Origin of the sequence: Paraburkholderia sp. IW21 (assembly GCF_041321145.1) — a bacterium.
GTDB lineage: Bacteria > Pseudomonadota > Gammaproteobacteria > Burkholderiales > Burkholderiaceae > Paraburkholderia.
On sequence record NZ_JBGGWA010000006.1, the window covers coordinates 231,383 to 253,934 of the forward strand.

At 61.6% G+C, this 22,552-nt stretch carries 18 protein-coding genes and 2 pseudogenes; 10 read left to right on the plus strand and 10 right to left on the minus strand.

Annotation, left to right across the window (positions count from 1 at the left end; genetic code table 11):
- The first annotated feature begins 32 nt into the window (after window positions 1-32).
- Complete coding sequence (locus ACAX43_RS16760) at window positions 33-1,169, plus strand: glutathione-independent formaldehyde dehydrogenase (RefSeq protein ID WP_370709525.1); 1,137 nt, start codon at window positions 33-35, stop codon at window positions 1,167-1,169.
- Between the two features lie 39 nt (window positions 1,170-1,208).
- Here ACAX43_RS16760 and ACAX43_RS16765 read toward each other — a convergent pair whose 3' ends face one another.
- Together ACAX43_RS16765 and ACAX43_RS16770 are read right to left on the minus strand one after the other, a co-directional pair.
- The gene (locus ACAX43_RS16765; RefSeq protein ID WP_370709526.1) at window positions 1,209-2,882 is read right to left on the minus strand and encodes a tannase/feruloyl esterase family alpha/beta hydrolase; all 1,674 of its coding nucleotides are present in this window, start codon (window positions 2,880-2,882) and stop codon (window positions 1,209-1,211) included.
- Window positions 2,879-3,985 carry an OpgC domain-containing protein gene (locus ACAX43_RS16770; RefSeq protein ID WP_370709527.1) on the minus strand — a complete coding sequence of 369 codons (1,107 nt, stop codon included), beginning with the start codon at window positions 3,983-3,985 and terminating at the stop codon, window positions 2,879-2,881. The genes ACAX43_RS16765 and ACAX43_RS16770 overlap by 4 nt, the downstream gene beginning before the upstream one ends.
- Before the next feature lie 442 nt (window positions 3,986-4,427).
- Here ACAX43_RS16770 and ACAX43_RS16775 point away from each other — a divergent pair.
- Window positions 4,428-4,640: pseudogene (locus ACAX43_RS16775) on the plus strand (acyltransferase); the annotation flags it as partial.
- Here ACAX43_RS16775 and ACAX43_RS16780 read toward each other — a convergent pair.
- Window positions 4,611-6,512 (minus strand): annotated as a pseudogene (locus ACAX43_RS16780) (AAA family ATPase); the annotation flags it as partial. The pseudogenes ACAX43_RS16775 and ACAX43_RS16780 sit on opposite strands and share 30 nt — an antisense overlap.
- A gap of 686 nt (window positions 6,513-7,198) precedes the next feature.
- On the opposite strand from ACAX43_RS16780, the gene ACAX43_RS16785 reads away from it, so the two are divergent.
- Complete coding sequence (locus ACAX43_RS16785) at window positions 7,199-7,822, plus strand: ATP-binding cassette domain-containing protein (protein ID WP_370709528.1); 624 nt, start codon at window positions 7,199-7,201, stop codon at window positions 7,820-7,822.
- Between the two features lie 75 nt (window positions 7,823-7,897).
- Here the strand turns inward: ACAX43_RS16785 and ACAX43_RS16790 are convergent, their stop codons facing one another.
- A complete protein-coding gene (locus ACAX43_RS16790) occupies window positions 7,898-8,860 on the minus strand; it encodes a hypothetical protein (protein WP_370709529.1) in 963 nt (320 codons plus the stop codon).
- Window positions 8,861-9,149: 289 nt separating this feature from the next.
- On the opposite strand from ACAX43_RS16790, the gene ACAX43_RS16795 reads away from it, so the two are divergent.
- The 4 genes from ACAX43_RS16795 to ACAX43_RS16810 all read left to right on the plus strand — a co-directional run bounded on the left by ACAX43_RS16795 (window position 9,150) and on the right by ACAX43_RS16810 (window position 10,740).
- Window positions 9,150-9,347, plus strand: coding sequence for a heavy-metal-associated domain-containing protein (locus ACAX43_RS16795; RefSeq protein ID WP_370709530.1), 198 nt, complete (start codon window positions 9,150-9,152; stop codon window positions 9,345-9,347).
- 98 nt (window positions 9,348-9,445) lie between these two features.
- Complete coding sequence (locus ACAX43_RS16800; protein WP_370709531.1) at window positions 9,446-9,844, plus strand: DUF305 domain-containing protein; 399 nt, start codon at window positions 9,446-9,448, stop codon at window positions 9,842-9,844.
- Between the two features lie 285 nt (window positions 9,845-10,129).
- The gene (locus ACAX43_RS16805; protein ID WP_370709532.1) at window positions 10,130-10,321 is read left to right on the plus strand and encodes a hypothetical protein; all 192 of its coding nucleotides are present in this window, start codon (window positions 10,130-10,132) and stop codon (window positions 10,319-10,321) included.
- A 104-nt stretch (window positions 10,322-10,425) separates the two neighbouring features.
- On the plus strand, window positions 10,426-10,740 hold the full coding sequence (locus ACAX43_RS16810; RefSeq protein ID WP_370709533.1) for a helicase: 315 nt from the start codon (window positions 10,426-10,428) through the stop codon (window positions 10,738-10,740).
- Window positions 10,741-11,023: 283 nt separating this feature from the next.
- Here the strand turns inward: ACAX43_RS16810 and ACAX43_RS16815 are convergent, their stop codons facing one another.
- The 3 genes from ACAX43_RS16815 to ACAX43_RS16825 all read right to left on the minus strand — a co-directional run bounded on the left by ACAX43_RS16815 (window position 11,024) and on the right by ACAX43_RS16825 (window position 14,301).
- Complete coding sequence (locus ACAX43_RS16815; RefSeq protein ID WP_370709534.1) at window positions 11,024-11,938, minus strand: LysR substrate-binding domain-containing protein; 915 nt, start codon at window positions 11,936-11,938, stop codon at window positions 11,024-11,026.
- Window positions 11,939-12,172: 234 nt separating this feature from the next.
- Window positions 12,173-13,126, minus strand: coding sequence for a CoA ester lyase (locus tag ACAX43_RS16820; RefSeq protein WP_370709535.1), 954 nt, complete (start codon window positions 13,124-13,126; stop codon window positions 12,173-12,175).
- Window positions 13,123-14,301, minus strand: coding sequence for a CaiB/BaiF CoA transferase family protein (locus ACAX43_RS16825; protein WP_370709536.1), 1,179 nt, complete (start codon window positions 14,299-14,301; stop codon window positions 13,123-13,125). Before ACAX43_RS16825 ends, ACAX43_RS16820 begins: the two co-directional genes overlap by 4 nt.
- A gap of 367 nt (window positions 14,302-14,668) precedes the next feature.
- Between ACAX43_RS16825 and ACAX43_RS16830 the strand changes: the two genes are divergently transcribed.
- On the plus strand, window positions 14,669-15,427 hold the full coding sequence (locus ACAX43_RS16830) for an SDR family NAD(P)-dependent oxidoreductase (protein ID WP_370709537.1): 759 nt from the start codon (window positions 14,669-14,671) through the stop codon (window positions 15,425-15,427).
- Window positions 15,428-15,485: 58 nt separating this feature from the next.
- On the opposite strand, the gene ACAX43_RS16835 is transcribed toward ACAX43_RS16830, so the two are convergent.
- Window positions 15,486-16,370: a LysR substrate-binding domain-containing protein gene (locus ACAX43_RS16835; protein WP_370709538.1), complete on the minus strand. Its 885-nt coding sequence runs from the start codon at window positions 16,368-16,370 to the stop codon at window positions 15,486-15,488.
- A gap of 317 nt (window positions 16,371-16,687) precedes the next feature.
- On the opposite strand from ACAX43_RS16835, the gene ACAX43_RS16840 reads away from it, so the two are divergent.
- Both ACAX43_RS16840 and ACAX43_RS16845 read left to right on the plus strand, forming a co-directional pair.
- Entirely contained in the window at window positions 16,688-17,965 is a 1,278-nt protein-coding gene (locus ACAX43_RS16840) for a ribulose-bisphosphate carboxylase large subunit family protein (protein WP_370709539.1), read from the plus strand.
- Window positions 17,966-17,967: 2 nt separating this feature from the next.
- Complete coding sequence (locus tag ACAX43_RS16845) at window positions 17,968-19,404, plus strand: four-carbon acid sugar kinase family protein (RefSeq protein WP_370709540.1); 1,437 nt, start codon at window positions 17,968-17,970, stop codon at window positions 19,402-19,404.
- 138 nt (window positions 19,405-19,542) lie between these two features.
- Here ACAX43_RS16845 and ACAX43_RS16850 read toward each other — a convergent pair whose 3' ends face one another.
- Complete coding sequence (locus tag ACAX43_RS16850; protein ID WP_370709711.1) at window positions 19,543-21,396, minus strand: TRAP transporter large permease subunit; 1,854 nt, start codon at window positions 21,394-21,396, stop codon at window positions 19,543-19,545.
- A 44-nt stretch (window positions 21,397-21,440) separates the two neighbouring features.
- Complete coding sequence (locus tag ACAX43_RS16855) at window positions 21,441-22,475, minus strand: TRAP transporter substrate-binding protein (protein WP_370709541.1); 1,035 nt, start codon at window positions 22,473-22,475, stop codon at window positions 21,441-21,443.
- Window positions 22,476-22,552 lie beyond the last annotated feature (77 nt).

Genomic DNA, 22,552 nt, shown 5'->3' on the forward strand with positions numbered 1-22,552 from the left:
GCGCCGCCGCCTTTCTTTTTTGGAGAATCAGGATGAAAGCGCTTGTGTATGAAGGCCCACGGAAGGTCGTCGTCAAAGAAATGCCCGACGCAAAAATTGAACGTCCAACCGATGTGCTGGTAAAGATCACCACCACTAATATTTGCGGCTCGGATCTGCATATGTTCGAAGGCCGAACCAATATGGAAGCCGGCCGCATCCTCGGTCATGAAAATCTGGGCGTAGTCGTGGAGATTGGCGTCGGCGTCGAACGCGTCAAGGTCGGCGACCGGGTGTGTCTGCCTTTCAATATCGGTTGTGGCTTTTGCAAGAACTGCGAAAAGGGCCTCACGGGCTTCTGTCTGACAGCGAACCCGGGCACGGCGGGCGCCGCCTACGGTTTTGCCGGCATGGGACCCTATAGCGGCGGCCAGGCGGAATATTTGCGCGTGCCGTTCGGCGATTTCAACTGCCTGCTGTTGCCGCCGGATGCCGAAGAAAAAGAAAACGACTACGTCATGCTCTCGGATATCTTTCCGACCGGCTATCACGCCACGGTTCTAGCCGGCGTCGAACCGGGCGATAGCGTGGCGATATACGGCGCAGGTCCGGTGGGACTGATGGCGGCATTGTCGGCATCGATCAAAGGCGCAAGCAAGGTGATGGTGGTCGATACGCATCCAGACCGCCTGAAGCTCGCGGAAAAACTCGGCGCGATTCCGATCGACGACAGCGACGGCTCGTCGGCCGATCAGATCCTCGAGCTGACCGGTGGCGAAGGCGCGGATCGCGGCTGCGAATGCGTCGGCTATCAATGCAGTTGCAAAGGCCATGAAGTGCCGAACGCGACGATGAACAACCTCGTTAAGGCAGTGCGGCCTACCGGTGGCATCGGCGTGGTCGGCGTGTTCGTGGCCGAGGACCCGGGCGCTAAAGATCCGCTTGCAAAGAAGGGACAGCTCGCGTTCGATTTCGGCCAGCTATGGATGAAAGGCCAGCACATCGCGACCGGCCAGGCCAACGTGAAGGCGTATAACCGCAAGCTGCGCGACCTGATCGCGGCGGGCAAGGCGAAGCCGTCGCAGATCGTTTCGCACGAACTGCCCCTCTCGAAAGCAGCGGAAGGCTACGAGCACTTCGATGCGCGTGAAGAAGGTTGGACCAAGGTGGTGTTGAAGCCAGCCGCCTGAACGCGATGCCAGCGAGCTCAGCTCTTGAGCCGGATTGCATCACGGTTCGGCGCATACGAAACTGCTGGCGAGATTGACATTGCCCTTGCCAAGGTAGCGTGGAAATAGCGGGTAGCGGCACAACGGACGCGAGCGTCCGTTGGTCGCCGCCGCGATATCGGTTGCGGTCAGGGTCTCGGGTGACACGCCACGCGTGACCCAGTTGTCGAGCGCGCCCAACAGATCCACCGATGGAATGAACACGCCGCTGCCGTGCTGAAAACCCGGCACCATATAAAGCCGCATGAATGCATTGACCTGGTCAATACCGAAGCGATCGATCAGGGCTTCGTGGTAGGCGATCGTCTGGTTCGGGCTGATGACTTCGTCGGCGAGGCCTTGCAGCGTGATGAGCTTGCCGCCCCGCGCGATGTAGCGTGCGACGTCGGGATTCATCGCGCCGATCGTCTGCGACAGCGCGATCAGTTGTGCTCGATATTTTCCCGGCTGCCGCGGATCGAACCTGAGTGAGTCGAAGGCTGCATCCCGCGTCACGAAATAGCGGATATAACCGTCGCCTTGCGCGAACAGATAACCGTTGGCGAAGAAGGTCGGCACCGGCAAGCGCTCCGGCTGATGCGCGAGCCCGAGCAGGCCGGTCAGATGCGTGCCTTGAAAGATGTTGTAGCCGCGATAGCCGGTGACGTCCCACGCGAGGCGATACGGCAACGACAGGCCGTCGCGCATCACCAGCAAGGTGGAGAGTTGCGCATCCGTGAGGCATGCGTCGTGCGAAGGCGCACCTCCGGCGCAGCGCAACGAGGCGATGATTTCCGCTTCGTGCTCACGGCACGCGGCAACGTCGCTGACAATGCCGTCCACCGCGCCGTCGAGCCGGTCGCAGACCGCGAGCGTCCGTTGATAGACGTGCGCGAGCAACAGCGGTGGAATGAAGCCGCCGGGCGTCGCGTATTCCGCCTGACCGAGCTTCACGCCCAGCAAACGCACGCCCGAAAAATTGAGCGCGGGGGAATTGGCGATCACGCCGTCGTAGTCGTCGGGAAAGCGCTGCATCACGGTGTAGCCTTCGCGTCCGCCGGTCGAGCCGCCGGCGAAGTACATCCGTTGCGGCGGCCGGCCGTAAGCCCGCGCAATCAGCGCGAGCGCGGCGTCGTGCGTCTTCTTCAGATGCGCGTAGCCGAAATTCGTCACCGCTTCGTCGACCAGGCCGAAGACCGCGAGCGACGAATCGCCCACATGTCCGGAGTCGTCGCCGAACGTGGCGTAGCCTTGCGCGAGCGGCGCGCGATCCGGCGAAAACGGCATCACGCCGGTGCCGCTCACCACCACGCCGTTGTAGCCACCGCCGCCGATTTGCAGCGCACGGCCGTTCCAGCGGCGCGGCAGGTTCAGGTCGAAACGGATATCGGGCGTGCCGGCGTTGAGCGCCTTGATGCGGCCGGTGATGCGGCAATATTCGCCGCCTTGCTGATTGCCGGGTGCGGTGGCGGCCACCATGACCGCGCCTTCGATCTGCGCGCCGGCAGTGGGCAAGGCGATCAGTTCAGACGGCAGCACCGCACCCGCGAATTCCACGCAGCGCATGGCGAGCGGCGCGTCCCTCGACGTGGCGAGCGCCGGTGCGGCGCTCAGCCAGAGCATCGCACCGACGACCGTGATGAACGTGCGCGAAGAACCTCGCGTAAAACGCGCCTGGCGCAAGCGCGCCCTCATCCGTAACCCGCGCCATTCGCAGCCGTGCGCGAATGCTGCCCTTTCCAGTCATTCCAGCCGCGCGCGATCATCAGCACGGCCCCAATGGCGACCAGATCGCCGCCGAGTCCGACCAGCGTGCCGCGAAAGCCATGAAACGTATGCGGCGTCGCCGTATCGACGATCAACGACACCAGCGTGCCGGCGACGAAACACACCAGCCCGGTGCGGCCGACCGTCACCACGGCCGGCAGTCGCTGCGCGAGCCACGCAATGCTGCCCCTTCGCACGAAATGCGCGGCGAGCCAGGCGATAACAACGAAGTTAATCACACGTTCCACGGAAAGATTCTGTTTAAGCGTGCCGGGCAGCGGTTGCGTCAGCACGAAAAGTTTGACGATCGCGAATGCCAGCACCGCGACCACCGCAACCCGCGTGAACCAGCGCGCGGTACAGGTTGCGTGAAAGCGCTCGCTGATGGGTTGCACACGGCACAGCATGCCGAGCACGAACATCAGTTGCCACGCAAACGGATTAAAAGCCCAGTCGGCCACGTCGTCAATGCTGAATAATGCGGCCAGCGGCCGGGCGAGCGCCCAGATCGTCACGCTCAAGCCCAGCGCCATAAGCCACGAACGGCGCGCCAGCGGCACCGCGAACGGCACGCACAGCGCAAAGATCACGTACATAGGCAACACGCTCGACAGATACGGCTGGCGCCGCAGCACGGCAATCTCGAAGGCCTCCCGCAGCGGCTGAACCGAGAACGGCGGCCAGCCGGTGAGGTCGACCATTGGCCGGTTCAGATGCAGTTGCGCGAGGACGGCGCCGGACAGAAGCGTCAATACGGCCGTCAATAAATACGCGCGATAGATCTCCCAGCAGCGCCTGACGAACCGCATCTTCGCCGCGTTTTCGCCGCGGCCCGCAAGCACCGCCGTGTACGCTGCCGCCGACGCATAGCCGCCAAGGAACACGAACACTTCAGCCGAGTCGCACAAGGCATAGGCGTGCAACATCAGATGCGACAGCGTGCTGCCAGGAATGTGGTCCAACACGATGACGATCAGCACGACGCCGCGGAAGAAATCCACTTCGATCGAGCGGCCGCGACGGGTGTCCATTCAGGTTCTCGCAAGATGACGCGCGCATGCGATGCGTCACGAAAGGCGGTCATGGTCCGCTGTTCCCGATAGGAACACCATGACAATAAAACGTTCCCGCCAGTGACGTGCATTCCATCAACGGGCGCTGACAAACCGCCTCTAAACGTGCGCGAATCGCCAGTAATCTGAAATCCAGATGTGGGCGTGCGGTAATACTGCGTCATCGCGCCTTCGATCCGCGGAAAGTTTTGCGGCATTTAATGCGCAAAACGCGAGCACGATCGGTAACGGCCGCGGAAAAAAATCGCTGAATCCGATGTGCGATTTTTTTCGCTTTTTTTCATCGTAGGATGGATTCATGCATGCCCATCGGACATCGCGCGTTTCGAGCGATGCCACCTCTCGACGGCGGCCCCTCATGTGGACCGGACACGCTGCCTTCGCCCTGGAAGACAACCCCATGAACAAAAGGATTGCCGGCTTCGACGGATTGCGCGCGATCGCAGTCCTGATGGTCTTTTTTCAGCACCGTCTATTCGGCGACATCGGCGAGATCGGCCACCTCGGCGTATGGCTCTTCTTCGCGCTGAGCGGCTTTCTGACCATCGGCATTCTGTCCGCGCAACGTACGCGTATCGAGCGAAGCGGCAGCCGGCTCGTGAACGATCTTGAGCTCGCTCTTGTGCTCCCTGATCAGCCGGTAAACGGTTTCGCCAGGAACGGTTTCCTGCTCGAGCAGTTCGTCGGCAATGGCGCGCAGCACCGGCTCATAAGCGTGCAGCAGCCTATAGCACAGTTCGTTCAATTCCTTGAGCAATACGTTGGCGTGTTCGATCGCGCTCTTCATTTGCAGACCCGCGTATTGCGATGGCAGTGCCGCGAGACTGAACAGATCGCCGTCGCTGTTGAAGCCGAACTTCGACACCATGTCGAGGCTGATGCGCGATGCTTCCTGCAAATCCGAAGCAGCGCCGCTCGACGCTTCGGAGAACGTGAGAATTTCGGCGTTGCGGCCGCCGAGCAATACCTGGATTTCGTTGCGAATCTCGGTTTCGCGGTACAGATGCTTGTCTTGAGCCTTCGTGATGAGCGCGACACCCAATGCGCCGCCACGCGGCAGGATCGTGACCTCTTCCAGCACGCCGGTGCCCAGCACCGCGGCGACGAGACCATGCCCTGCTTCGTGCACCGCGATACGCGTGCGTTCGTCCTCGCTCAGCGCTCGCTCGGCGCCGCTCACGTCGCCGATGCGCGCAATCTTGATCGCCTCCATGAAGTGCTTCGAAGCGATTTCCGTTTCGCCGGCTTTGCGCGCGACGAGCCCCGCCTGATTCACCACCATCGCGACCGTCGCCGGAGAAAGCCCCGTGGTCAGGCGAGCGAGTTGGTCATAGTCGATGTCGGCGGCCTTCGACTTCAGCTTCGCAGCATAGAAGCGGAAAATCTTTGCCCGGTCTTCGCGGTCGGGTAAACGAACCTGCACAGTGCGGTCGAACCGGCCCGCCCGGCGCAATGCCTCGTCCAGGTTGTCGGGATGGTTGGTCGCCGCGACGACGATGATCCCTTCGTTGGAAGCAAAGCCGTCCATTTCCGCCAGCAACTGATTGATGATGCGGTTGCTCTCGGCTTCGACGGGACCGCCGCCGGTATCCGTGCGTTTGGCGAGGCCGTCGGCTTCGTCGATGAAGATGACCGTGGGCGCATTCTTGCGCGCGAGTTCGAACAGATGCTTGACCTTCTGGATGCCGACGCCGTAATACTTCGCACTGAAATAGCTGCCCGTGATCGAGATGAAGTTCGCGCCGCATTCGCCGGCGAGCGCCTGCGCCAGCCGCGTCTTGCCGACACCGGGGCCGCCGACCATCAGAATGCCGCACGGTGCGCGCACGCCCATCGCAGTGAATTGCTTCGGATCGGACAGATAGCCGCGAATGTCCGCGAGCGCCGCCTTCGCTTCACCCGCGCCGATCACGTCGTCGAAACGCAGTGCGGGCGCCTTGCTGAGAAGCGTCGCGCCGCCTCTCATCTCGCGGCGCATGAACCACACCATGCCGCCGATCAGCAACAGCGGAAGCAGCAGGCTGATCGTGTCGCGCACCTGGTTGAACATTGGAACCCAGCGCGCCGCGCCGGTTCTGATATCCGCATCGGGCAGCCATACAAGCTGATAGGACGTGGCCTGGTCGGATTTGGGTTCGCCAAGCAGCAATGCATGCGAAAACGTCGCGTTGTGATCGGTGACGAAGTATTTCGAACCGTCGCGCTTCGACACCAGAATCGCGTTGGGACTCACACCAATCGCGGCAACGTTGGCGTCGTGAATATCACGCAACATTTGCGACGCGTCTTTCTCCTCGCGCGTCCACGCCGAGGTGTCGTGCCGCATCTGGCTCGCGATGCCGGTCAGCGCCGGCGTGGCCTGCGCTTCGCGCTGCCGGTAACGCCCGACGCTCAATGCGAGCAGCACGGCGAGGAGCGCCGCCCCGACCCCAACGGCGATCTTGCGTGCGCGTCTTTTTCCAAGCGAGTTCTTTCCCGGCTTCATGAGTCACTTCCAAAAAACGGGCCAAAGCGGGCCCCAATACTGATCAAAATCAGGTGGTAGAGGTGGGAGGAGGAAATCAGCTGACGCGATACCATGCATGTTCGGAAAGAAGGACACCCAACCACACGTCCCTCTTAGCAGCGCGCAGACGGGCCAGTATGTCGTGCCGCCGCGATTCCAAATCTCGGAAAAGGCCCATTTCTACCGTCTATCCGGCGATTTACAGTCGTCGAATTTAGGGCGCGAGTCATGCTTCGAACGCGATTGACCGCTGCTCCGCCGCACAGTTTATCAGCCCTCTCTTCATGACGTCGTTTGCACACCTACAAATAACCGAGCCCTATTTAAAATCGGTCAAAATTGCGGCAATTTACCGACATATTGACGAGTCGGTGCCTCCGGTGGGCGGTAGGTGTTTACGGACTGCGGCGCCGATTCGATGCGGCTCGAACGCTCGGCCGCGTGCGCGTCCACCGACGCGCGGTGCGACTACGTCTTCTCGCCATTTGTCGAGGGCGAAATCGGCCATGTGACGGGCATGCGCAAGAAGCGCAGTGCGCCTGGTTGCGCTGCTACACTTGCGCCACGCCAACTTGCCGAAGAATTCGCCCAGCCCGGCACTATGCCGGTCGCAATCCATGAAAGCGTCGCGCGGTACGTTCTTCGGCTGACACACTCTGCACTCCATGCTTCGATTCGAGAACCTCAGCAAGCGCTATAGCGAACGCATCATCTTTCAGGGACTGCACCACGACACGGCTGCGGGATGCGTGGCGCTCAGCGATGAATCCGGCAGCGGCAAGTCGACGTTGCTTGGCATCCTCGCCGGTACGGTCGAGCCCGAGGCAGGCGAAGTGTGGATCGGGGGCCATTCGCTGCGCACCGCGCCGTTAGCGGCGAAATCCATGCTCACGTATGTGCCTGAAGACTGCATCCCTTACCCAGATCAGACCGGTCGTGAGTATCTTGAGCGTGTGGCCTCGGAGAGAAAGACAGCCGTCGAGAGCGACACGCTCGAGCTGGCAAATCGCTTCGGCCTCGCGCCGCATCTCGACAAGCGCTTCGAGCAAATGTCGTTCGGCACGCGCAAGAAGATCTTCCTGACGGGAGCCGTACTCGGCGAGACCCGAGTCGTGATCGCGGATGAGCCGGTCGGCGGACTCGATGCCTCAGCGCGCGCGGTTCTGGTCGATCTGTTCAAGACGTTGGCCGAAACCCGCACGGTCTTTTTCTCAAGCTACGACACGGCCTTTACGCAAGCATGCGAGGCGAGAACCATCGGCTTCGCGGACCTTGGAATGCGTGGATAAACGGTTTCCGCGTGCGGCCGGCACACCGCTCGGGAGAGACTTCAGCCGTTCGTGCTGCTTGAAAGCGGCCGGCGCTTAAGCCGCTTTATCCTGCGCGGCCTGTTCAAGCCAGAGCCGACTATCGGGAAACCAGAAAGCGTCTGGTCGCGGAGGCGACACGAGCTTCACGGGAAGGGAGGGATTAAATATCTTGGACCATGCGGACAGATAAGACGGCGTCTTCACGAGGAGCCCGCAATTGGCGAGGAGCAAGCTGGAAACGAGTGCCTCGCGGCCGATCTCGAGTCCGGGATAGCCGCTGAAATGCACGGGTGTGCTGCCGCTTGCGAGCAATTTGGCGGGGGCTACCCTGACCGGTATGTTGAATGGCCACGCGACAAAAAAATCGATAAACGCCTGTTCGTCACTCGAAACAAAAATATTGGTCAACTGCGGATTTTCCGTAAGCGCCGATTCCACCTGGCGGCAAAAGCCTCCCCATGAGACCGGCACGGCCTCCAGCGTCTTATCGGTCCCTCTGAAATGCGCACCAAGGGTCGACGCGCCGACTTCGAGCTTCTGGCAGATCGAGTCGACTTCTTCGAAGATATGCGCGGCCGGCCGGTAATGCGCGAAGAAGAGTTCGCTGGCACTTCTGAGTCGAAGCCGGGCTTCATAGCGTTGGCGAAAGCCCAACTGGACCAGATCGCGAACCGTCGACGTCCTTATCTTACGCGTGACCACGCCTCCTGCAGCGGCGGTACGCACCGGCTCGAAGAAGGCGGAGAACCAATCCATTCTTCCTTCTGCGTCGCCATAAAGTCCACCGCGCGCGCTGATGCACGGAGTGAGACATTTCTCGTCGCAATACATCAGAATAAACAGGACCATCTGCATGACGGAGAAAAAACCCGAGTTCTCCTGAATCTCGATGGCAAACACGCCTCGGTTCAAACGCTGCGTGGCATGAAGTGAGATCCGGCGGGGCGTTGCCACGGAATGCTTGAACCCCTCGCTGCGTCGGATTTGTTTTGCCCGATCGACCACTTTTCTTAGCATGCCCACTCCTAATGAATTAGGTATTCTTTGAATGGCACGAACCTGTTCATAGCGAAAGAATGAATAGTGCAGCATACCATTTCAAAAAGTGCGGGCAAGTAAGTTTGGACCCATCTTTGTGAGCTAGCGCACAAAACATCGGTAAGGTTTCCCCTGGATTTGGCGGGTGTTCAATCCCCAGATGGAAAAGCCTGAACCGCGTGTGGCAAAAAACACGCGAGTGGAGGCTTGACCTTCCCGCCGTAGGAAGGTCCAGGCTTGAATTCTGATTTCCCCTCGGAGGCAGGAAATGGAATTCGAAATCCCGGATATGTCATGCGGCGGATGTGCCAATGCCATCACTCGCGCAGTCACCGAACTCGACCCCGCGGCGAAGCTCGATGTCGACGTCCCCGTTAAAATCGTGACGGTCACTTCGAGGTTACCGCCGGATCGCGTCATCCGGGCGATTGAGGCAGCGGGTTTTCATCCGTCACTGAAGGACTAATCAGATCGCATCAAGTAACGTCGGATGATTGAGCCAGCCCTCCTGTTCAGGGCATCATGCTCGCTCGCAATAACTTTTTTCCCAACGGAAAATCCAATATGAAAAACTTTCGCGCATTTCGTGCCCTTTGCCTTTCCAGCGGCGTTGCGTTCGCTGTCGCGGCAGCGCCCGTTCACGCCCAGCAGGGCACGTCCATGCCCGCCATGAACATGTCCGGTTCAGCGGACGCCGGGTCGAGCGCGTCGACGCAAGCATTCAAGCACGCCGACGAGAAAATGATGCACGACATGGAATCACCTGCCTACACGGGCGACGCCGACAAGGACTTCGTGGCCCACATGATTCCGCATCATCAAGGTGCGGTCGACATGGCGCAGGCGGAGCTGAAATACGGTAAAGATCCCGAGTTGAAGCGGTTGGCCAGAAACATCATCAAAGCGCAACACGATGAGATCGCGTTCATGCGGCGCTGGCAGGCGAAACACGGCGTGAAGTGACAACGGGCAACGTCCGGCGCCCTTTGACGCTTTGACGCCGCGCTTGACCCTCACGCAACGCAAGGTTCTCCCCGACCCCGTCCGTATTAACTCGTTCGTTCAGGTGCAGAAAATTGAAAGCGGTTTACAGGCACGACAGATAAATAGCGGGCAGCACTGATCCCGGTGGCCGGTTACATCAACGGCCCCGTTTAGCCAGTCCTGTGGATTTGAAGGCGGTCCACGCTTGCCGCGGCTGTCCTTCTGTATCAAGATCAAGCCGACCATCAGAAATATGCCATTCCCATGACAGACAACCCCGATCCCGACAAACTGAAAGGCCCCGGTGGCCTGACGTTGCGTCAGCTCCACGAACAGGTTCGGAAGAGTGTCGAGCGCGACCGCGAAGAGCAGGCAACGCGCCACGCTATCGCTCCGCCGAAGAGCAGGTGGCAACGTTGGGTGCGCTACGTGTGGGGCCGCAGCGGCCGTCGCTAGCCACAGCTTGATAAGCGATGCGCCAGTCGTCGAACAGCGTGGCCGTCATGAGATAACCGCAACGTCCACTGTTAGAATAGCGGCCCTTTTCCCAGGAGACGCAAATGTCTTGGTTCATCTACGAAGTGCCCGAATACAATGAAGACGGCGCGCGCATCGAGCCCTTCAGCGACCTGCGTAGCCGCGTTCTGAAAGTAAGTGGCCAGACAATGGCTGACGAACTGGAAAGCGTCCGCGAGAACGCCGCCACGACGGCGGCCACCCCGACGCGCCCCCTGAGCGCCGTGGAAAATCCTCAGGTATTCCCGATCCCCTATGCCGACTCCATGATCCTGGTCGGGTTCATTTTCGAACTGAAACAGGCGTCCCGACGTCTGGTGGTGTCACCCGTGGAAATGCCCTGGCTGAAAGACGCGTAAAGCGGGTTATTGAGTTCTCGTTGCATTTCGGTGCCGTCATTGCGCCACCTTCCTCGATCGCGGCGATCGCCCTGCCCGCTCGCGAGTGGACATCCATCACTATTTGATTGCGCGATCACGAAGCCCGCGTCGTTCACCGCGCTGCGCTACTCATCCCTGGATAGCCCGCGAGATTCACGCACGAGCCAGTCGTGAAACTGTTGTATCTTTCGGGACGAACGGTCAGAAGCGCGATAACAGAAGAAATGAGTCTCTCGTTCGACGGACCTGTATAGCCCCTCCCCTAAACCTGCATCACCGTATCCCACTGCAACGCTTCTTCCCGAACGATTGCCTGAATCGTGTTCTGCACGGCGCGCGACGCCGCATTCTGCGGAACCGCATTCGGCACGCAAAGACTGACCATCCGTTGCAGCGACGGCTCAACGAGACGTCGTCCAAGAATCGCCGCACCGGGTTGACGCGCCAGTGCGCCCGACAGAATCGAGCCGACCTGGCCTTCGCGAGCGATTGTGAGCATTGTCGGCAACGAGTCGATATCGGCGACCACGTTCAGTTCCAGGCCCTCGCGGGCGAATGTCCGTTCAATCAGAAGGCGCAGCCCGTTGGCCTTGCCGGGCAATACGAGCGGCACCCCGGACACGAGTGAAAGCGGCACGCTGCTACTGTCCGCATCGCCGACCCATGGAACGCCGCATAACGACAGATGCTCGTTGAAAAGCGGAGAAACCGTGAGTCCACGCGTTTCCGTTTCGCGGAACAGGACTGCCATATCAAGGCGGCCATTTGCCAGCAGCTCGATCAGATAGCCGCTCATGCTTTCGAAAAGCTGCAGCTGGATGTTGGGATAGGCTATCTGCAAGCGATTGAACAGCGGCACGGCAATCACAGCCGCAATGCTCGTGGGCAATCCTACGGCTACCTGCCCGGATTCGCTGTGTTCGCCTCGCAGCACGTCGCCGCGCATCTGCTCGAACTGTTTGAGAATCGTGCGTGCGTGCCGATAGAGCGCCATGCCGGGTTCGGTCGGCCGCACGCCGGAAGAACTGCGCAGCAGCAAAGGCACGCCGAGATCGTCTTCCATGCCGACGATCTGCTGACTCAATGACGGCTGCGAGATCGACAGTCGAACAGCCGCTTTGGACAGGCTGCCGGTATCGACCACGGTGGCGAAATAGCGAAGCTGACGAACGTCCATTGGAACCCTCGTAACGCCGCAGCAGGAAAGCGCGATGAACGGGGGCATTGAACCCCGTGTGCCTGAGCGGCCGGATATAAGCGCGGACTATAGCACCGTTGGCAAGCGGATATTTGCCCCTTGCACATCGCCCCACGAACGCATGAGCCGACGCCGAGCAAGGGCGGCGCACGAATCGGCGAGGATGGTTGTTGGAAAGCCCCTTCTCTGATCAAGTCGCGAGGCATCGCCGCGTTATGGCTGCCCAGCCATCGCGAGAAGCCGTTGCGCCATGCGGACATTGGCATAGTCGACCATCCTGCCGTCGACGGAAACCGCCGCGAGCCCCGCGGCTTCGGCTTGGGCCATCGCTTCGAGCGTTTGCCGGGCTGCGCGGATTTCTTCTCCGGTCGGGGTGAATGCAGCCTGAGTCGGGGCGATCTGCTCCGGATGGATCACCTGTTTGCCGTCGAACCCCATGGCCGCCGCCTTCATGGCAAACGAACGCGTCAGCACCAGATCGCGGAACGCGCCGCAGGGTCCGTCGATGGCGCGCAGGTTGAAGGCGCGCGCGGCCACGAGAATCCGCATCATCGGATAGCTCCACAGATCAAGCGCCGCGGTCGCGTAGTTGCCGATTTCGTCCTTGCGCGTGATGGCATACCCCGCATGCGTGCCGCCGACTTCAACATTACGCGCGCCGATCGAGGCGGAGAAATCGCCCACACCGAAATGCAACGCGGTCAGTCTGCCGCCCGCCGCCGCAATCGTGTCGACGTTGACGACGCCGCGCGCCGTCTCGATCAGTGCTTCGATCTGTAACGGTGCATGAGCGCCACGCCGCACGTCGAGCAGTGTCTCGACCTGGTGCAGCACATCGGCGGATTCGACCTTGGGCACGAGAATCGCGTGCAGACGCCCGGCATCCGCCGCAAGTGTGGCGACCTCGGCTTCGAGAATGCCGGTCGTTGTCACATTCACGCGCACAGCGACATGCTTGTCTCCCCAATCGAGTTCCGCGAGCGCGCGCACAGCGCTGCGGAGAGCCTCGCCTTTTTCGCTGGGAGGAACCGCGTCCTCGAGATCGATGAACACCGCATCCGCGGCACTCGATGCGGCCGACTGCAGCATCCGCCAGCGGTGGCCCGGCACCGCGAGAATGGCCCGCATGGGCCGGGCGAACTTCGTAGCGGACTCGGCGGCGCTCATGAACGTTCGCCTTGCGCGAGTCCGAGCGCCGTGCCCTGCCCGCTTAGTTCAGCCAGGATCCGCTCGGTGTGCTCGCCAAGCGCAGGCACCGGGCCCATCACCGGCTCCACACCTGGAATGGTGACCGCCGGCAGGAACAGATCCTGCGCGCCGCTCGGCGTTTGCACCGCGCGATATCTTTTGCGTTCCAGCACTTGCGGATGATTCAGCAGACCGTTCACGTCGTTCATTCGCCCGTTGGCGATCGATGCCTGGTCCAAGCGCGCAAGCACGCGTTCGCTCGGCAGCGCGGCGAAGTGGTGCGTGATCACGGCGTCCAGCGCGGCGAGGTTGGCAAGGCGCAAAGAGTTCGTGCTAAAGCGTGGGTCCATCGCCACCGCGGGATCGTCCAGCACGACGTTGCAAAAACTCAGCCACTCGCGTTCGTTCTGGATACCGAAGAATACCGTTGCGCCATCGCCGGTTGCGAACGGACCATACGGCGCAATGGTCGCATGCCGAGCGCCGGTGCGCTGCAAGGGTTCATTGCGCCCTCGTGTGTAGTAAGCGGGATAGCTCATCCATTCAGTCATCGCGTCGAATAGCGATACTTCAAGGGCCATCCCCTTGCCAGTGCGTGTGCGCTGATGCAATCCCATCAGGATACCGTTCAGCGCGTACATGCCGGTGGCGATATCGACGATGGAAAGCCCGCATTTCGACGGCGACTCCTCCGTGCCGTTGATCGACAAAAAGCCGGTCTCGCATTGCACGAGCAGGTCGTATGCCTTCTTGTGGCTGTACGGACCGTCCGACCCATAGCCTGAGATATCGCACGCAACCAGTTGAGGAAAACGCGCCGCCAGCGTCTTCGCATCGAGCCCCTGACGGCGCGCCGCACCGGGCGCGAGATTCTGGATGAAGACGTCCGCGCGCGCCAGCAGCGATTCGAGCGTCTCGTGACCGAATTCGGTTTTGATGTCGATCGCGAGGCTTTCTTTCGAGCGATTGACCCACACGAACTGGCTGGACATGCCGTCCATGACCGTGTCGTAATGACGGGCGAAATCACCCGTTTCGGGGCGCTCGATTTTAATGACCCGCGCACCCCAATCGGCCAGTTGCCGGCTGGCGAGCGGTGCGGCGATCGCCTGTTCGATGGAAACGACCAGGATGTCGTCGAGAGGATGAGTCATGGAATAGCTTCCTGAAGTTGTGGACCGGCTACGCGCGCGACGCGTCACAGAGCTTAGGAGCGAATGTACTGAATGATCGGAGCGATGAGGAAATACTGTTTTTGCCTACCCGCTATAGGTCGGCCCTATGACGCGGCCGGCAAATCCGTGGCGGGGCTGGTGCGAAGATGTCTGTGTGCGATGACCATCGCAGCCGCCAAACGCGTTCTGTATGACCTCGTGCCCACACGCCATTTCTATTGTGAGTTTTCCTCGAACGGCGGAGAAATCATTTCGTTTGATCTGGCCGGCGCACCCGCCGTATATTTTTAGCCGACCTCCTCCGGCCCTCCGCCGATTGCCCATTCACCCACGCAAGCCCAGAAAAATGACGAACGAGACAAAAGTTGCCCTTGTTACCGGCAGCGCCAGCGGTATCGGCGAAGCGACCGCGCAATTACTGGCGAGCCGCGGCTACCGCGTCGCGATTGCCGATCTGCGCGACGATCCGGCTGCTGCCGCCGCTGAACGCATCCGCACGCAAGGTTTTGAAGCGATGCCGGTCAAGGTCGACGTCGCCGACGAAGGCAGCGTCAAGGCCATGATCGACACCGTCGTATCGGCGTGGGGACGGCTGGACGTGCTGGTCAACAGCGCGGGCATCGAAAGCGCGCGCCCGTTTCTCGATATCCCGCTTGCCGAATACCGCAAGGTGTTGGACGTGAATACGACCGGCACCTGGCTATGCTGCCAGCAGGCGATTCCGCAGATGCTCAAGCAGCAAAGCGGCGCGATCGTCAACCTCAGTTCGATCGCGGGCCAGAAAGGCGGCGGCATGCTCGGCACCGCGGCCTACGCGACCTCCAAGGGTGCGGTGATTGCCCTGACCAAATCGCTCGCGCGCGAATTCGCCAAGGCCGGCATACGCGTGAACGCAGTGGCGCCGGCCTTCACCTTGACGGATTTCGTGCGGCGTCAGCTGGAGACGAAGCCGGAGGGCTTCGTCGACACGATTTACGCGGCGACGCCAATGGGGCGGGGCGCGCAGCCCGCCGAAATAGCCGCCGTGATTGCCTTCCTCGCGTCGGACGAAGCCTCGTTCGTGACGGGCCACGTGTACAACGCCGACGGCGGCACGGCGATCTGAGCGATCCGAGTTGTGGCGCGGCGCGAATGTGCCGCGCCTAAGCCGCACATACGCCCACTTAAGACGGCACCCCTTCCATCTCCAGCAGTTCCGCGCAAAGCCAGTCCACGAGCGCCGCCGTTTGCGGACGCGCTTCGAGATGCGGCGCGACCCACAACACCAGCTTGCGTGGTCCTGGCACAAAACCGAACGGTGCGACGAGCGCGCCCGAATCGAGTTCGTCGCGCACCAGCATGCGCGGTACGTTGGCGACGCCCAGGCCGCATTTTGCCGCCTGAATCAGCAGATAGAAATGCTCGAACGACTCGGCAATCGCTGGCCGCAGCTCCGTCAGTCCAGCCGTGTCGATCCAGTCCTGCCACGCACCCGGGCGCGTATTGGTGGCAAGCAGCCGCGCGCGGTTCAGATCGTCCGGCGTTCTGATCATGGTCGAGCGCATGTATTCGGGCGAACATACCGGTCCGATCCATTCATCGATCAGCGGCTTAGGCTCGACGTCCTTGGGCGGCTTGAAGGTGTCGAGACGGATCGCGACGCTGATCGTTTCACGCGAGAAATCGATCTCGCCGGACCCTGTGTTGAGGCTGACCTCGAGCGACGGGTGTTTGCGATGCAGCTTCGCCAGCCGCGGCAACAACCAGTACATCATGATCGACGCGGAACACGACAGCGTCAGCGGTCCAGGTCTTACCTGCTCGACGCTCGCCAGAATCAGATTGAAAGCCCGCGACAATCCATCAGCGAGCCGCGCGCCCTCGGGCGTGGGTTCTGTCGAATGGGCGTTGCGCAACAGCAGCAGCACGCCGAGTGTGTCTTCGAGTGAACGGATATGCCGGCTGATCGCGCCGTGTGTGACGGAAAGTTCTTCTGCCGCGTCGCCGAAACTGCGCAATCGGGCGGTGGCTTCAAATGCTCGCAGCGCGTTGAGAGAAGGTCGTGGCACGCGTTGTCTCCGTAGTTTGCTTTCGGTCGAACGTCCTTTCGCGAAGGATGGATTCACGAGGCGCGCACATGCCCATGCGAAGCCGGAAAGCGAACTGACGTCGTGACGCTATTGTGAGTTTTTGGCATCGCTCGCGGAAATCATATCGTTTGATGGTTTTGCCGGTCAATCTTATATTCGACAAGCCACGAGGCCGTCCGTGGCAGTCATGCGCCTGCCTGCGAACGGATCGCGGGCCCAGCGCAGGGACGCTCGCACCACGCCGAACAAGGAGTCAGACAAATGACCAGACAACGGGCCATACAATGAGCCAAGCTATGTCCAGCACCCACCATGCGCGTTCGGAATTCACGGCGCGCTATTTCGTTGAAAGCTCGGTTCCGATTGCGAAGGCAGCGGAGGTCATTGCGGGCGAACAATCGAGCGGCACATTTCTGTCGCTGCCCGGCGAAACCGAGGAGCTCAAACAGCGCTCACGCGCGCGCGTGACGAAAGTCGATTCGCTGCCGCCCGCGTTCGAGCCGTCGCTGAAAAGCGCGTTCGTCGAGCGCAAACAGGAAGCGAATCTGTTTTATCGGGGTGAAATCGAAATCGCATTCCCGGTCCACAACGTCGGCGCAAATCTGCCCACGCTGCTGGCAACTTTAGCGGGCAACCTGTTCGAACTGGGCGAGATCACGGGCCTCAAGCTGCTCGATCTCGACCTGCCCGACGATTACGCGCGGCAGTTTGCCGGACCGCGTTTCGGCATTCCCGGGACGCGGCAACTTGCCGGCGTGCAGGGCCGTCCCCTGGTCGGCACGATCGTCAAACCGAGTATCGGCCTGATGCCCGAGCAAACCGCGGCGATGGTCGACGACCTGTGCGCGGCGGACATCGATTTCATCAAGGACGACGAGCTGCTGGCCGACCCCACCTATGCATCATTCGATGCGCGCCTCGCCGCGATCATGCCGGTGCTCAAGCGGCACGCGGATCGTCTGGGACGCATGCCGATGTACGCCATCAACATTTCAGGCAGCCTCGACGACATGCTGCGGCGCCACGACGCCGTGCTCGCCGCGGGTGGCACCTGCGTGATGGCGAGCATCAACTGGGTCGGCTTCGGCGGCATCGAACATCTGCGCAAACATGCCCAGTTGCCGATTCACGGGCACCGCAACGGCTGGGGCGCCTTCACTCGCTGCCCGCAACTCGGCTTCTCGTTCACGGCTTATCAGAAGCTGTGGCGTCTTGCGGGCATCGATCACGTGCATGTCAACGGCATTCGCAGCAAGTTCTGGGAGCCTGACGATTCGGTGATTCAGTCGGCACGTGCCTGCCTCGCGCCGTTTGCCGGCATCCAGCCGCTCATGCCGGTGTTCTCGTCGGGTCAATGGGCGGGACAGGCGCCCGATCTGTTCAACACGCTCAAGTCGGTCGATATGATGCATCTCGCCGGCGGTGGCATCATCGGGCATCCACAAGGCATCGCCGCAGGCGTTGCGAGCATGCGCGAGGCATGGGAGGCCGCTGTCGAAGGCATAAGCCTCGAAACCTATGCGCAATCGCGCCCTGCCCTGCGTGCCGCCCTCTCCCATTTCAAGGCGGTTTGAGTATGAGCGGTGACGGTACGGAACGAAGCACTACGGAAAGTGCGGCAAAGAAACCCGCGAGGTTGCGGCTCGCGTTCTACGGTGACGATTTCACCGGCTCGACCGATGCACTCGAAGTGCTCGCGTTCGCCGGCCTGCGCTGCGCGCTGTTTCTGAGGCCGCCGACCCGCGCACAGCTCGACGAACTGGGCGGGTTCGACGCGATCGGCATCGCCGGCGACAGCCGCGCGATGTCGCCGGCCGAAATGGACGATGCCTTGCCCGCCGTGTTCCGCGCAATGAGTCAACTCGGTGCACCGCTGCTGCACTACAAGGTGTGCTCGACGTTCGACAGTTCGCCCACGATCGGCAGCATCGGCCACGTCATGGAGATCGCGCGCCGGACTATCGGCGCGGCGCCGATTCCCCTCATCGCGGGCACGCCTGCATTGCAGCGTTACTGCCTGTTCGGCAATCTGTTTGCGCGTTCGGGCACGGACGGCCAGATCTACCGCATCGACCGTCATCCGATCATGCGCGCTCATCCGGTCACGCCGATGGACGAAGGCGATCTGATCCGCCATTTCGGACGGCAGACCGCGCTGCCGATCACCGGCTTCAACCTGACCCACTTCGACGGCGACCGTCCCGCGCTTGACCGGGCGTTCGATCAAACGTTGTCCGCACAACCAGCGGCGATATTGTTCGATACCGCCAACAGCGGGCACCTGACCGAAATCGGGCGGCTGCTCGACATGCGAGCCCGCCACACGGGCGCGACGTTCACCGTCGGCTCATCCGGCGTCGAATATGCGCTCACGCAATGGTGGGCGGAACACGGAGAACTTCCGGCGCAGGCTCGTTCGTACGACACGTGTACGCCCGCCGCGCCGATTCTCGCGATGTCGGGCAGCGCGTCGCCGGTCAGCGCCGCGCAAATCGACGCGGCCATCGCGGCGGGCTTCACCGATATCGCCGTCGATGCCCGCGCGCTGGTCGACGAAACCGGCTGGCAGCACGCGCTGCAACACATCGTGGAACGCGCGAGCGAGGCGTTGCGCGCCGGCCGCAGCGTGATGATGCACACCGCGCGTGGACCGAACGATCCGCGCGTCGCCGCGATGATCGATTCGCTCGTAGCGCGTGGTCTGAGCCGCGACGAGGCGAAGCACCAGGGCGGCCGGCTGCTGGGCCAACGGCTCGGCTCGATTGCGGAAGCCGTGTTGAAAGCAGTCCCGCTGCGGCGCCTGATTCTCTCCGGCGGCGACACATCAAGCCAGGTGACGCAGGTGCTCGGTCCGGACGCGCTCGAAATACAGGCTCGCCTCGCGCCCGGCGCGCCGCTGTGCCGGGTGATGTCGAATAAGCCGCATTTGCAGGAACTTGAAGTTGCGCTCAAAGGCGGCCAGATGGGAGGCGTCGATTACTTCGTTGTGGCGCGCGCGGGCCGCGGCGGCTGACAGCGTCACACGCTGCCTATTTCATCAGCAAGCTAACCACAGCGCAGCGATTACACAGCTATCGCTACAACGACCCAACACAAAGGGCGGCAATCGAAATTGCCGCCCTTTCGCACGTGTGCCTTCCAAACCGCCCGTTCAAGCCCGTGTCAGGAACCCGGTCGAAATCCACGGAATCGCCGCCACCAGCACAATGCCGATAAAGAGCGCGATCATATAACCGACGATCGGCCGGATCCCTTCGTCCGGATGAATCTTGCTGACCGCGCACGCGCCGTAGTAGCCAACGCCGAACGGCGGCGAGAACAGGCCCAGCCCCATCGACAGAATCACGACCATCGCGTACTGCACTTCGTGTATGCCCACTTCACGCGCGATCGGAAACAGCAGCGGGCCGAACAGCACAATGGCGGGAATGCCTTCGAGCACGCTGCCCAGCAGCACGAACATCACGATGGACACCGCCATGAACGCGACCGCGCCGCCCGGCAGATGCTCCATGAAAGCGGCGAGACTGTGCGAAAAGCCGGATTGCGTAAGGGCCCACGCCATCGCGGTCGCCGTGCCGATGATAATCAGGATCGCACCGGAGAGCGCCGCGGTTTCCACCAGCATCGGACCGATCCGCTTCAGGTCGAAGCGACGGTAGATCAGCAGGCCGGCGAGAACGGCATAGACGATGCCGACCGTCGATACCTCGGTCGCCGTCGCAATGCCTTCGACCACCGCGAAGCGGATCACAACCGGCAACGCGAGCGCCGGAATCGCCACGAACAGCGTCGTGCCGATCTCGCGCAGCGAAGCGCGCGAGGCCGAAGCCGGTGCGGTCTTGCGCGAACGCCACCAGACCAGCGCGCACAAGACCATCGCCAGCACGAAGCCCGGCAACAGCCCGCCCGTGAACAACGCCGAGATCGACACGCCTGTCACCGAACCGATCGTAATCAGCACGATGCTCGGCGGCACGGTCTCGGTTTGCGCACCGGTCGCCGACAGCAGCGCCACCAGTTCACCCGGTTTTTCGCCGCGCTTTTTCATCTCCGGAAACAGAATCGGCGCGACCGCTGCCATGTCGGCAGCCTTCGAACCGGAAATGCCCGAAATCAGATACATCGCGCCGACCAGCACGTAGGACAAGCCACCGCGCACGTGTCCCAGCAGCGACGCGAGGAAGTTGATCATGGCACGCGCCATGCCGGTCATCTCGATCAGCAGGCCGAGGAATACGAACATCGGCACCGCGAGCAGCAGCAGTTGCGACATCCCCTCGTCCATCCGGCTCACGACGATTTCGAGTGGCATCGACGTACTCAGCGACAGGTACGAAAACACCGCGAGCCCGAACGAAAACGCAATCGGCATGCCGCTCAGCACGGTGAAGCCGACCACGCCGACAAAGAAGATCAGCAGGTTGAGGTTGCCGAGCGACTGCAGCAGCGGCCCCGCGACCTTCAGCCCGACCAGCACGAGCGCGGATACCGTCACGCCCAGCAGCGCCGGCTTCCAGCCGAGCGCCATCAACTTCACGATGCACATCAGCAGCATGCAGCAGGTCGCATAGAGAATCGCCGCCACGCGCCAACCGTCGTTGAACTCGAGCGCGGGCGTGAAGATCACCCATTGCTGCTGCATGTACGAATACGCCGGCGCCGCGATCAGCCCGAGAAACAGCATGCTGGCGATCAGCGCGACGATGTCCCATGTAGCACTCCACCGATCGCCCGAGCGGTTGACGATTGCCGTCATCCGCATGTGCGTGCCGCGGTGCAGCGCGGTCGCCGCACCCGTCATGGCGAGCCACAGAAACAGGATGCTTGCGAGTTCATCGCCCCAGACGAGCGGGCGATGAAAGCCGTAGCGCGCGCACACGCCGGCGAACAGCAACACGATCTCGGCCAGCACGAGCGACGCCGCGGGTACCGCGACGATGAGGCCCAGAAAGCGATCGGCCTGCGCCAGCCAATGCGGTGCCGACGGCATGGTCGACGGCATGGCGTCCGGTGACGCCTGCGCAAAGTCTTGGGCAAGTGGCGTTCTCATGCTAGTTTTCCGGTGACTTTTTCCAGCAGGCCCCATTCCTCTTCGCCGAAGGACTTTTTCATATCGGCGTAGAAGCCGCCTTTCCTGAGCATGTCGCGAAATGCGTCCATGTCCGGTTTGTTGAAAGCGAGGCCCTTGCTTTCGAGGGTCTGTTGCAGCGAGGCGTTGAGTTGCGCGACATCCTTGCGCTGCTGCAGCGCGGAGGCATTGAGATTCTTCGACACGATGTCGCGCACGCTCGCCGGCAGCTTTTCCCACGCGGCGCGATTGCCGAGGAACCAGAAACCGTCCCACATGTGGCTCGTCATCGAACAGTATTTCTGCACTTCGTAAAGCTTGGCGGTATCGACCACCGCCAACGCGTTTTCCTGACCTTCAACTACTTTGGTCTGCAGCGCCGAATACACCTCGTTGAAACTGATCGACGTAGGCGAGGCCGACAGCGCGCGAAACAGCGAAATCCACAGGCGTCCCGGCGGCACGCGGATCTTCATGCCCTGCAAGTCGCCCGGCGACTTGATCGCTTTGTCGCTGCTCGTGATCTGGCGGAAGCCGTTGTCCCACACCTTGTCCTGGACGACGAGTCCGGCGCTCGTGATCAGTCCGCGCAGGTGCGCGCCGAGTTCGCCGTCGAGCGCGCCGAATACCTGGTCGTAGTTCTTGAATGCGAAGCCGACACCGGAGATGGCCGCTTTCGGCACTAGCGACGACAACGCGTTCGCACCGGACAGCGTAAAGAACTCCAATGCGCCCGCCCGCAACTGCGCGAACATGTCGGGGTCTCCCCCCAACTGATTGTTCGGAAACACGTGGATGTCCATCCTGCCGTCCGTCTCCTTCCTGATCGCGTTCGCCGCCTCCTGAATACGCACATTCAGCGGATGCGAAGCCGGCAGATCGGTGCCGACCTTATAGGAAAACTCAGCGGCCTGAGCCCGTCTGATCCACGGCGCGCCGACGATGCCAGATGCTGCGGCAACGGCAACCGAACCGGCGCCCGTAACGAGAAAGCTGCGGCGATTGAAAGCCATCTTTGTCTCCTTTATATAGTTGCCGATGGTTCGGCATGTGGTCCGCGCGGCGATGAATCCGTTGTTGCTGCATCCTT